Origin of the sequence: Kluyvera sp. STS39-E (assembly GCF_040932435.1) — a bacterium.
Lineage (GTDB): Bacteria > Pseudomonadota > Gammaproteobacteria > Enterobacterales > Enterobacteriaceae > Kluyvera.
On sequence record NZ_JBFQGA010000007.1, the window covers coordinates 91,456 to 103,844 of the forward strand.

The following is a 12,389-nucleotide window of genomic DNA, read 5'->3' on the forward strand; positions in this document are numbered from 1 at the left end:
TGTAAATCACTCAACCCGTTAACCCAGAGCTAACGGGTTGATCAGCAAGCGAGAAAGTATACCAGCAAAACGGATCGGGCGGCTAATTCGATAATAAAGCTCATTTTGTGATTTCGATCACACTTGTTAAATCCTATAATGAAATGAAAGCAATAATTAACAAACTAACGGGCACCCTTTCTATGGCTGAAACAAAACATCAACAATCACGTTTACTCGTGAGGCTAACGGCCCTCTTCGCGGCATTCTGCGGGCTGTATTTGTTAATCGGCGGCATCTGGCTGGTCGCCATCGGTGGCTCTTGGTACTACCCTATCGCCGGTCTGGTGATGCTGGGCATTACCACGATGCTGTGGCGCGCTAAACGCTCGGCGCTGTGGCTATATGCCGCACTGCTGCTGGTCACGATGATCTGGGGCGTGTGGGAAGTCGGCTTCGACTTCTGGGCGCTCACGCCGCGTAGCGACGTGCTGGTCATCTTCGGCGTGTGGCTGATTTTGCCGTTCGTCTGGCAGCGCCTAGCTGTGCCTTCCAGCGGCGCCGTTGCTGCTCTGCTGGTCGCACTGGTGATAAGCGCCGGTATCCTCACCTGGGCCGGATTCAACGACCCACAGGAGGTTAACGGCACGCTGAGCGCCGATGCGACGCCTGCTGAGCCTATTTCGCCAGTCGCCGATCAGGACTGGCCGGCGTATGGGCGTAACCAAGAAGGCCAGCGCTTCTCCCCGCTCAAGCAAATCAACGCCGATAACGTTCACAACCTGAAGGAAGCGTGGGTGTTCCGCACCGGCGACCTGAAGCAGCCGAACGATCCGGGCGAAATCACCAACGAGGTTACGCCGATCAAGATCGGCAATATGCTTTACCTGTGTACCGCCCACCAGCGCGTATTTGCGCTCGATGCGGCGACCGGTAAAGAGAAATGGCACTTTGACCCGCAACTGGGCACAGACCCTAGCTTCCAGCATGTAACCTGTCGCGGCGTGTCTTACCATGAAGCCACGGCGGAGACCGCGTCACCGGACGTGGTAGCCGATTGTCCACGCCGCATCATTCTGCCGGTGAACGATGGTCGTCTGTTTGCGCTGAACGCCGATACCGGTAAGCCGTGCGAGTCCTTTGCTAACAAAGGCATCCTCAATCTGCAAACCAATATGCCGGTCACGACGCCGGGTATGTACGAGCCAACCTCACCGCCTATCGTCACTGATAAGGTGATTGTGATTGCCGGTGCGGTTACCGACAACTTCTCAACCCGCGAGCCGTCTGGCGTGATTCGTGGTTTTGATATCAACACCGGGAAGCTGCTGTGGGCATTCGATCCCGGTGCTAAAGACCCAAATCTTATTCCGGGTGACGAGCACCATTACAGCCTGAACTCACCGAACTCGTGGGCACCTGCTGCCTATGATGCGAAACTGGATCTGGTCTATCTGCCGATGGGCGTGACCACGCCGGATATCTGGGGTGGCAATCGCACACCGGAGCAGGAACGCTACGCCAGTTCGATTGTGGCGCTGAATGCGACGACCGGTAAGCTGGTGTGGAGCTATCAGACCGTTCACCACGACCTGTGGGATATGGATATGCCGTCTCAGCCGACCCTGGCGGATATCACCGTTGACGGTAAAACCGTACCGGTGGTCTATGCCCCGGCGAAAACCGGCAACATTTTCGTGCTGGATCGTCGTAACGGCGAGCTGGTGGTTCCGGCTCCAGAAAAACCCGTTCCACAGGGTGCGGCGAAAGGCGACTACGTCAGCAAAACCCAGCCGTTCTCTGACCTGAGCTTCCGTCCGAAGAAAGATTTAACCGGCGCGGACATGTGGGGCGCCACCATGTTTGACCAACTGGTGTGCCGCGTGATGTTCCACCAGATGCGCTATGAAGGCATCTTCACACCGCCGTCTGAGAAAGGCACGCTGGTGTTCCCGGGTAACTTGGGGATGTTTGAATGGGGCGGCATCTCGGTTGACCCTAACCGTCAGGTGGCGATCGCCAACCCAATGGCGCTGCCGTTTGTGTCGAAGCTGATCCCTCGTGGCCCAGGCAACCCGATGGAACCGCCGAAAGACGCGAAATCCAGCGGCACTGAGTCCGGCATTCAACCCCAGTACGGTGTGCCGTTCGGCGTCACGCTGAACGCCTTCCTGTCACCGTTTGGCCTGCCGTGCAAACAGCCGGCCTGGGGTTACATTTCCGCGCTGGATCTGAAAACCAACGAAGTGGTGTGGAAAAAACGTCTGGGTACCCCGCAGGATAGCCTGCCATTCCCAATGCCGATTCCGCTGCCGTTCAATATGGGGATGCCGATGTTGGGTGGCCCAATTTCTACTGCCGGTAACGTGCTGTTCATCGCGGGCACTGCGGATAACTATCTGCGTGCGTTCAACATGAGCAACGGTGAGAAACTGTGGCAGGGACGTCTACCGGCCGGTGGCCAGGCAACGCCGATGACCTATGAAGTGAATGGCAAGCAGTATGTGGTCATTTCCGCAGGCGGTCATGGTTCGTTTGGTACCAAAATGGGCGACTATATCGTGGCCTACGCGTTGCCGGACGACGCGAAGTAAGGTGATGCGCCGGATGGCGGCTAGCGCCTTATCCGGCCTACCGGTGTTGCGATGTTATGTGCCGGATGGCGGCTAGCGCCTTATCCGGCCTACGGGTGTCGATCTGTAGGCTGGATAAGCGTAGCGCCATCCGGCATTTTTATACCGTAAACCCAAGCATCATGCCGGTGTCTTCATGCTCCAACAGATGGCAGTGCGCCATATAGGCCTGCTCTTTCGACGCCTCGTGGTCAAACTTCACCAGCACTTCACTGATACCGCCTTCAACCCGTACCGTGTCCTTCCAGCCTGAACGATGTGCCGCCGGTGCCTGACCATTTTCACGCAATATGCGGAACTGGGTACCGTGAATATGGAACGGATGCAGCATCATGTCGCCCTCACCGGAAATCACCCAGCGTTCATACTGGCCTTTCGCAGCAGCAAACATCGGCACGTCCATGTCGAACGCTTTGCCGTTGATACGGTTGGCATTATGGAAATCAAACGCCCCGCCGCCATGATGCATATTGTCCATCGCGCCGTGGTCCATATTCATCCCACCGTGGTCCATCATTCCACCATGATCCATCATGCCGCCCATCGCCTGTTTGCCGTATTTCTTCATCAACGCCTGCATGCCCATCATGTCGAGCATCGGATCCATCGACAGCTGCAGCTTACGCTCGGTCAGCCCGTCCAGCGACGGCAGCGCAGGCATGGAGACCAGCGAGTCCGGCAGCGTACCAGAACCCGGAACGCCAACCGGCTGGACGCGCAGCACCGGCACAGCCTTATCGAATGGCGCAATTGCCATGCCCATCTGGGTCACCGGCAGCGTTATCAGATCAAACGGTTTGCCATCACGCACATCCACCAGCACTTCAAAACGTTCGCCCATTAGCATCGGCAGTTCGTTGACCTCAACCGGCTGCGGTAAGAAACCCCCATCGCTGGCGACAACATACAGCGAGCGTTTATCGCTAGCGGCCAGCGTCAGCGAACGCGCGTTACAGCCGTTCAGCAAACGCAGGCGCAGCCAGCCGCGCGGCGGAGCATGCTGCGGGTACGGCGTGCCATTGGTCAGCAACGTATCGCCAAACCAACCCACTGCCGCGCTCATGATGTCGAGCTGATAATCAATTTCTCCCGCCGGGGTGAATTTTTTATCCTGCATAATCACCGGAATATCGTCGATACCCCACTGCTTTGGCAGCATCATTTTGAGGCTGTCTTCGTCATCAATCAGCACTAGCCCTGCAAGCCCCATCGCCACCTGTCGCCCGGTTTTGCCGTGCTGATGCGGATGGAACCAGCATGTTGCGGCACGCTGGGTGGGTGTGAAGGTGACCGTGCGGCTGTCGCCGGGTTTAATCACGCCCTGTGGCCCGCCATCAACATCGCCCGGCACTTCTAGGCCATGCCAGTGCACGGTGGTCTCTTCCGCAAGGTTGTTTTGAATTTTTACCGTGGTCTGCTTCCATTGTTGCAGACGAATCGCCGGACCGAGCAGATTACCGTTATATCCCCAAGTGGTTGCCATTTTCCCGGCAAACGCGGTCTTTCCGGCCTGTACGTTGAGCAGGATTTGGTTATTCGCATCAGCGGTGAGCAATGGTGGAATCAGTAAGCTGGGACGCTCGGCGGCGAATACCGCTCGACTCCACAGAGGCAAGGCGCTGGCGACGCCGATGGCGGCACCTAATTTGATAAAATCACGACGATGCATCGTTACATCCTTTTCGGCTTCTGGTGATTAATTGAGCTTAAACCCTACCCCTGCAGGAAGGTCAAGCATAAAGCGGTGAATAATGCTCCCCGTCCCGTTGGGAAGTATGTTAACGTTGAATATCGACGATGTAAGGTAGAAGAAATGAAGATGTTTTTCCGAACGGTGCTGCTTGGATCGCTGTTGGCGATGTCCAGCTCGAGTTATGCATTAAGCGAGTCTGAAGCGGAAGATATGGCCGATTTAACGGCGGTATTTGTGTTCCTGAAAAACGACTGTGGCTACCAGAATTTACCCAACACCCAAATTCGTCGTGCACTGGTCTTTTTTGCTCAGCAAAATCAGTGGGATCTCAGCAACTACGATACATTTAACATGAAGTCTCTCGGTGAAGACAGCTACCGCGATCTCAGCGGTATTGGCATCCCGACGGCGAAGAAATGTAAAGCGCTGGCGCGCGATTCGTTAAGCCTGCTGGCCTACGTGAAATAAAGCGCAGTGCGGAGCCCCAAGGCTCCGCATCCATTACCGCTGTTGCAAAAATTCGCGATACGCCGCAATCACCTGTAAGAAGTCCTCCACGCCGCAGAGCGCTAAGCTCTCTTCGTCGTAGTAGTTCATTCCGTCTTCCATTTCATCGCCGGTAAACTCCAGCTGATTAGCGCGAACCATCACTTCTTCGCCATCCAGCCACAGGGTATATTCATGCCCGGTGCGCTGCCATGAACGTTCGCTGCCTTTTACGGTACCTGCAGCCTGCTCTACTTCATCCAGTAGTGAGAGGTTGTCTTTGACCTCTTCATTAAACCAGTGACCGACCACCTCGTGGCCCATCGACATTCGTACTTTTACCCCTCCGGTAACGTCGCGCAGAAATTCGTATTCCATGATCTATTCCTCAACAAAGGCAATGCGTCACCGCTGCATTGTACCTATAGGTAATTATCGCAGTATGGGGGAATAAAAAAAGCGTAGCGGCGGGAGGAATGGAAAATAAAAAGGGTGAGAGTCTTCACTCTCACCCTTTATGCTACCAGCCCCTCTCCCGCAGGGAGAGGGTGGCATTGGTTATACCGCGGTCTGGAAAATCACGCCGTCCGCTTTCTCAGTGTACTGAGTCAGCTGGTCGAAGTTCAGATAACGGTAGGTATCTACTGCGGTCTTATCCACTTGAGCAACAAAGGTCTGGTACTCATCCGGCGTCGGCAGTTTGCCAATAAGCGCGGCAACCGCAGCCAGTTCGGCTGAAGCCAGGAAGACGTTCGCACCGGTACCTAAACGGTTCGGGAAGTTACGGGTTGAGGTGGAAACCACCGTCGCACCGTCAGCAACGCGCGCCTGGTTACCCATACACAGGGAACAGCCAGGGATTTCAATACGCGCACCGCTTTTACCAAAGATGCTGTAGTAGCCTTCTTCGGTCAGCTGCGTGGCATCCATACGGGTTGGCGGAGCCACCCACAGACGCGTTGGCAGCTGGCCTTTATGGGTATCCAGCAGTTTACCGGCAGCACGGAAGTGACCGATGTTGGTCATGCAAGAACCGATAAAGACTTCGTCGATCTTCTCGCCCTGTACATCAGAGAGCAGACGTGCGTCGTCCGGATCGTTTGGCGCACACAGAATTGGCTCTTTGATATCCGCTAGATCGATGTCGATCACCGCCGCATACTCTGCGTCAGCGTCGGCTTCCAGCAACTGCGGATCCGCCAGCCATTTTTCCATGCCCTGCACGCGACGTTCCAGCGTACGACGATCGCCGTAACCTTCGGCAATCATCCACTTCAGCAGAACGATGTTAGAGGTTAGGTACTCGGTGATAGGCGCCTGGTTCAGCTTGATGGTGCAGCCTGCCGCAGAACGTTCGGCGGAGGCGTCGGTCAGTTCAAACGCCTGCTCTACTTTCAGATCCGGCAGACCTTCAATTTCCAAGATACGGCCGGAGAAGATGTTTTTCTTACCTTTCTTCTCAACGGTCAGCAGGCCTTGGCGAATCGCGTACAGCGGGATCGCATGGACCAAGTCACGCAGGGTGATACCCGGCTGCATTTTGCCTTTAAAGCGCACCAGTACGGATTCCGGCATGTCGAGCGGCATAACGCCGGTCGCCGCAGCAAACGCCACCAGACCAGAACCCGCCGGGAAGGAAATGCCGATTGGGAAACGGGTATGGGAGTCACCACCGGTACCCACGGTATCCGGCAGCAGCATGCGGTTCAGCCAAGAGTGGATAACGCCATCACCCGGACGCAGCGAGACGCCGCCACGGTTCATAATGAAGTCTGGCAGCGTGTGGTGCGTGGTGACGTCAACCGGCTTCGGATAGGCGGCAGTGTGACAGAATGACTGCATGACCAAATCTGAAGAGAAGCCCAGACACGCCAGGTCTTTCAGTTCGTCACGGGTCATTGGACCGGTGGTATCCTGAGAACCTACGGAGGTCATCTTCGGTTCGCAGTAAGCGCCCGGACGAATACCGGTTACGCCGCACGCGCGGCCAACCATTTTTTGTGCCAGAGAGAAGCCGCGGCTGCTTTCCGCCACGTCTTTCGCCTGACGGAATACCTCACTGTGCGGCAGACCCAGCGCTTCGCGCGCTTTGGTGGTCAGGCCACGGCCGATAATCAGCGGAATACGGCCACCGGCGCGCACTTCGTCGATCAGCACGTCGGTTTTGAGTTCGAAGGTCGCCAGCAGTTCGTTGGTTCCGTGATTACGCACTTCGCCCTTGAACGGGTAAACGTCAATCACGTCGCCCATGTTCAGCTTGTTCACGTCAACTTCGATTGGCAATGCGCCCGCATCTTCCATGGTGTTGAAGAAGATAGGTGCAATTTTACCACCGAGACACAGGCCGCCGCCGCGTTTGTTTGGCACGTGAGGAATATCGTCGCCCATGAACCACAGTACGGAGTTCGTCGCGGACTTACGGGAAGAACCGGTCCCCACAACGTCGCCCACGTAGGCCAGCGGGAAACCTTTTTGCTGCAACGCCTCGATCTGCTTAATTGGACCCACAACGCCCGGCTGATCCGGGTCAATGCCTTCACGGGCGTTTTTCAGCATCGCCAGCGCGTGCAGTGGGATATCCGGACGAGACCACGCATCAGGCGCCGGAGACAGGTCATCGGTGTTGGTTTCACCGGTGACTTTGAAGACGGTAACGGTAATTTTTTCCGCCAGCGCAGGACGGTTCAGGAACCATTCAGCATCGGCCCAGGATTGGATAACCTGTTTGGCAAAGGTGTTGCCCGCTTTGGCTTTCTCTTCTACGTCATAGAAGTTGTCAAACATCAGCAGCGTCTGAGACAGCGCTTTCGCAGCAATTGGTGCCAGTTTGGCATCGTCCAGAGCGTCAATCAGCGGATGGATGTTGTAACCACCCTGCATAGTGCCTAACAGTTCAACGGCTTTTTCTGGAGAGACCAACGGGGAGGTAGCTTCGCCTTTCGCGACGGCAGCGAGGAAGCCCGCTTTAACATAGGCGGCTTCGTCAACGCCCGGCGGTACGCGATTGATTAACAGGTCTAACAGGAATTCTTCTTCGCCAGCAGGCGGATTCTTCAGCAGCTCAACCAAGCCGGCCATTTGGGTTGCATCTAGGGGTTTGGCAACAATCCCTTCGGCGGCACGCTCAGCTACGTGCTCACGATATTCTTTTAGCACGACGGTATCTCCTCGCTCTCATTGTCATATGCGGTCGGCGATCTCTTCACGCTCCTGTGAGACAGCAGTTTGTAGGGTAAAAGCCCGATGCCGCGAGGGCCAGCATAGCAGGATTTCTGGAGGGTGTTAATCCGTTTACAAAAAAGCAACATTAAATATTTGCTGAATCGTTAATGTTGATATATCAGTTTAAAAAAAGCCTTTTAACGGCGGAATTAAACCAGACACCAGCAAGGGAAATCCGCATTTTGTTATGAAAGTATTACGAGCAAGCGGGCGCGCATCGCGCAAGTTCCAGCAGATTCCGCTACTATCGCCCTCCCCCGCTCGTGTGTAAGCAGCGGTAAGAATGTCCTACAAGTCGTCAATTCCCTGCTTTAATCAAAAAATAGACAACAGCCTCTTTATACTCGCGGAAATCCGACTCTCTGATACGGACTGTATTGTTCTTGGAGATCCACCATGAATTTGCCTATTAAGCCTCACTATATCGCGTTGCTATGCAGCGCCGGGCTGCTGGCGGCCGCAGGCACGCTGTATGTCAAAAGCCGCGAGCCAGCAGTAGCAGAAGTGGCGGCAGCCGTTGCGGCTCCCGCGCCGGTATCTGTGCCAGCAGCGCCGCCAGTCGTTGCCGCGCCCACTTACACCACCGCGCAAATCACCCAGTGGGTTGCTCCCATTGCCCTTTACCCTGACCCACTGCTGTCACAGGTGCTGATGGCGTCAACCTACCCCGCCAGCGTCGCCCAGGCGGTGCAATGGTCAAAGGATAATCCAACGCAGCAAGGGGATGCAGCGATCAAAGCGGTGGCCGATCAACCTTGGGATGCCAGCGTGAAATCGCTGGTGGCTTTCCCGCAGCTCACCGGAATGATGGGCGAAGATCCGCAATGGGTAGAAAATCTGGGTAACGCCTTCCTAGCGCAGCCGCAGGATGTGATGGATGCGGTGCAAAATCTGCGTCAGTTGGCGCAGAAAACCGGCTCGCTGAAATCCACGCCCCAGCAAACGGTAACGACCACTAAACGCACCGCGGAAGCGGGTTCAGTCTCCAGCACCAGTAGCGCGCCCACGGTCATTAAGATCGAGCCTGCAACCCCGGAAGTGGTCTATGTTCCTAACTACAACCCGTCGGTCGTTTACGGCAACAGTTGGCCGTACACCGCCGCACCACCGGTCTACCTTCCGCCTCCACCGGGGCAACAGTTTGCCGATAGCTTCGTGCGCGGCTTCGGCTACAGCCTAGGCGTGGCGACAACCTACGCCATTTTCAGCAATATCGATTGGGATGATGACGATCATCACCACCACGATGACGATTATCATGGCAACGGCTACCAGCACAATGGCGATAACATCAACATTAATGTAAATAATTTCAACCAGATAACGCGACAAAATATCAGCGGTAAGACGCTGGATTGGCAGCATAACCCCGCCTATCGCGGCAATGTGCCTTACCCTAATAACAACGTTGCGCAGCGCTATCACCGGACCGATGTTGCAGGGGGATTAAGCGCGACACACTCTGCGCCGACGCTTGCTGGCGCGCATCCCACCGATGTCGCGGGAGGATTAAGCGCAGCCGCTCACTCACAGCCAAACCGCGATAGCCAGCGGCAGGCGGCAATGGATAAGCTTCATCAGCGCACGCAAAACGGCGGTAATGCCAGCGCGTTAGGTTCGCGTGACGCCCAGCGCCACGCGGCTTCACAGCAGCTCAACAAAACCGTGCAGCGGGATAACTTCCGCGGTTACGACACCCCTGCACACACTGCACAAGCTCACGCCGCAGCACAGCAGGTTCGGCAGCAGTCACATTCGGCCACAACGCAGCATCGTGACCATGCGCAAACGCCACACCTGAAGCAGAAGATAACGGACCAGCGCGGTGCGCAGCTAAACCGCGAGAGAGGACAACGCAATAATGCCTTCAGCGGTAATGAAAGCCGGGCACCGTCATGGCAGGCACAGCAGTCTCGTGGGTTACAAAGCCGCCATGCCTCAGGCCTTGATGGCGAACGCTCCGGACACCATGAGCTACGTCGACGCTAAGGAATATTCGAATGAAAAAGCAGATACAGATGGCCCTGCTGGCGCTGGCGATGTCGCCACTGATGGCACTGGCGCAGCAAACATTCTCTAGTCCAGAACAAGCAGCCAGCGAGTTGGCGAATGCCATTAGCCACAAAGACGATGCCGCGCTGAATAATCTTTTAGGCGAAAACTGGCAGCAGTTTTTGCCCCCCGATGGGGTCGACCCAGAGGCGGTAGCTCGCTTCCTACGCGACTGGCAGCTTGGCCACCGCATCGTGAAACAGTCCGATACCGCCTGGCTGGATGTTGGCAACGATAACTGGCGGTTGCCAATCCCAATGGAACGAAGCAGCACAGGCTGGGCGTTCAATATCGCCGCCGGGGAGGATGAAATTCAGACCCGCGCCATTGGCCGCAATGAGCTCTCCGCCATTCAAGCCATGCACGCGTACGTTGACGCACAGCAGGATTATTACCAGCTAAACCACCGCTGGGCGCAGAAAATCATCAGCACCGAGGGCCAAAAAGACGGTCTCTACTGGCCCATCGTACCGGGTGAAGCGCCAAGTCCACTGGGGCCAAACTTCGCTCCAGCCGTACCAGGTGAAGGCTACCATGGTTACCATTTCCGTATTATCACCAACGGCGATAAAGGTGAAGTGGCCCTGCTGGCATGGCCGGTTGAATGGGGGCAAACGGGGGTGATGAGTTTTATGGTCAGCCAGAATGATAAGGTCTACCAGGCCGATTTCGGTGAGCAAACGACGGACAAAATCGCGGCAATGACCCGCTTTGACGCGCAAGCACCGTGGCAACTCGCGGAATAGAGGGCGTAAAAAAAGCGGCTGACTAGCCGCTTTTTATTTGCCTGATGGCGCTTTGCTTATCAGGCCTACTCGATATTTGTAGGCCGGATAAGACGCTTGCGTCGCCATCCGGCAACGTTGCGCAGAATTACTTCTTCTTCGCTTTCGCGTTCGGCAGGTCGGTAATGCTACCTTCAAAGATTTCTGCTGCCAGGCCCACAGACTCGTGCAGAGTCGGGTGAGCGTGGATGGTCAGCGCGATATCTTCAGCATCACAGCCCATTTCGATAGCCAGACCGATTTCACCCAGCAGCTCGCCGCCGTTGGTGCCGACAATCGCACCACCGATAACACGGTGAGATTCTTTGTCGAAGATCAGTTTGGTGACGCCATCTGCACAGTCGGAAGCGATAGCACGGCCAGAAGCAGCCCACGGGAAGGTGGCGGTTTCGTAGCTAATGCCTTTCTCTTTCGCTTCTTTCTCGGTCAGACCAACCCAGGCAACTTCTGGATCGGTATACGCAATGGATGGAATCACTTTCGGATCAAAGTAGTGTTTCTGGCCTGCGATAACTTCAGCAGCAACGTGACCTTCGTGAACACCTTTGTGCGCCAGCATTGGCTGACCGACGATATCGCCGATAGCAAAGATGTGCGGTACGTTGGTACGCAGCTGTTTGTCGACGTGGATGAAGCCACGGTCGTCAACTTCAACGCCGGCTTTGCCTGCATCGAGGTTTTTACCGTTTGGCACACGACCAATCGCGACCAGTACCGCGTCGTAACGCTGTGCTTCAACTGGCGCTTTTTTGCCTTCCATAGAAACATAGATACCGTCTGCTTTTGCTTCAACAGCGGTCACTTTGGTTTCCAGCATCAGGTTGAATTTCTTGCTGATACGTTTGGTGAAGACTTTAACGATGTCTTTGTCTGCAGCCGGGATAACCTGGTCGAACATTTCAACCACGTCAATCTCTGAACCCAGCGCATGGTACACGGTACCCATTTCCAGACCGATAATGCCACCGCCCATAACCAGCAGGCGTTTTGGCACTTCTTTGAGTTCCAGTGCGTCTGTGGAGTCCCATACGCGTGGATCTTCATGCGGAATGAATGGCAGTTCAATCGGACGGGAACCCGCCGCGATGATAGCGTTGTCGAAGTTGATCACGGTTTTACCGTTCTCGCCTTCCACTTCCAGGGTGTTTGCCCCGGTGAATTTACCCAGACCGTTTACCACTTTCACTTTACGGCCTTTGGCCATACCCGCCAGACCACCGGTCAGCTGAGTGATAACTTTCTCTTTCCAGGTACGAATTTTGTCGATATCGGTTTTCGGCTCGCCGAAGACGATACCGTGGTCAGCCAGTGATTTGGCTTCTTCGATAACTTTTGCAACGTGCAACAGTGCTTTAGAAGGGATACAGCCAACGTTCAGACAAACACCACCGAGGGTGCTGTAACGTTCTACGATTACGGTTTCCAGACCTAAATCAGCGCAACGGAATGCAGCAGAGTAGCCCGCAGGACCTGCCCCAAGTACCACGACCTGAGTTTTAATTTCAGTACTCATCATGACCTCTATCATTTATATCCGGC

The 12,389-nt window shown here is 55.4% G+C and carries 8 protein-coding genes; 4 read left to right on the forward strand and 4 right to left on the reverse strand.

All coding sequences use genetic code 11. The features are described from left to right. Window positions 1-182: 182 nt before the first annotated feature. The gene (locus tag AB4K05_RS16595; protein WP_368481046.1) at window positions 183-2,573 is read left to right on the forward strand and encodes a glucose/quinate/shikimate family membrane-bound PQQ-dependent dehydrogenase; all 2,391 of its coding nucleotides are present in this window, start codon (window positions 183-185) and stop codon (window positions 2,571-2,573) included. A gap of 139 nt (window positions 2,574-2,712) precedes the next feature. On the opposite strand, the gene cueO is transcribed toward AB4K05_RS16595, so the two are convergent. Continuing rightward, window positions 2,713-4,281 carry a multicopper oxidase CueO gene (cueO, locus tag AB4K05_RS16600; protein ID WP_368481047.1) on the reverse strand — a complete coding sequence of 523 codons (1,569 nt, stop codon included), beginning with the start codon at window positions 4,279-4,281 and terminating at the stop codon, window positions 2,713-2,715. Between the two features lie 144 nt (window positions 4,282-4,425). Between cueO and AB4K05_RS16605 the strand changes: the two genes are divergently transcribed. Continuing rightward, a complete protein-coding gene (locus AB4K05_RS16605) occupies window positions 4,426-4,773 on the forward strand; it encodes a YacC family pilotin-like protein (RefSeq protein WP_368481048.1) in 348 nt (115 codons plus the stop codon). 33 nt (window positions 4,774-4,806) lie between these two features. Here AB4K05_RS16605 and yacL read toward each other — a convergent pair whose 3' ends face one another. Together yacL and acnB are read right to left on the reverse strand one after the other, a co-directional pair. After that, window positions 4,807-5,169, reverse strand: a complete 363-nt coding sequence (gene yacL, locus AB4K05_RS16610; protein WP_368481049.1) for a protein YacL — start codon at window positions 5,167-5,169, stop codon at window positions 4,807-4,809. A gap of 180 nt (window positions 5,170-5,349) precedes the next feature. Beyond that, complete coding sequence (acnB, locus tag AB4K05_RS16615) at window positions 5,350-7,947, reverse strand: bifunctional aconitate hydratase 2/2-methylisocitrate dehydratase (protein WP_368481050.1); 2,598 nt, start codon at window positions 7,945-7,947, stop codon at window positions 5,350-5,352. A gap of 462 nt (window positions 7,948-8,409) precedes the next feature. Between acnB and AB4K05_RS16620 the strand changes: the two genes are divergently transcribed. Together AB4K05_RS16620 and AB4K05_RS16625 are read left to right on the forward strand one after the other, a co-directional pair. Next, a complete protein-coding gene (locus AB4K05_RS16620) occupies window positions 8,410-10,002 on the forward strand; it encodes a DUF3300 domain-containing protein (RefSeq protein ID WP_368481051.1) in 1,593 nt (530 codons plus the stop codon). An 11-nt stretch (window positions 10,003-10,013) separates the two neighbouring features. Then, the gene (locus AB4K05_RS16625) at window positions 10,014-10,811 is read left to right on the forward strand and encodes a DUF2950 family protein (protein WP_368481052.1); all 798 of its coding nucleotides are present in this window, start codon (window positions 10,014-10,016) and stop codon (window positions 10,809-10,811) included. Window positions 10,812-10,938: 127 nt separating this feature from the next. Here the strand turns inward: AB4K05_RS16625 and lpdA are convergent, their stop codons facing one another. After that, on the reverse strand, window positions 10,939-12,363 hold the full coding sequence (lpdA, locus tag AB4K05_RS16630) for a dihydrolipoyl dehydrogenase (protein WP_368481261.1): 1,425 nt from the start codon (window positions 12,361-12,363) through the stop codon (window positions 10,939-10,941). Window positions 12,364-12,389 lie beyond the last annotated feature (26 nt).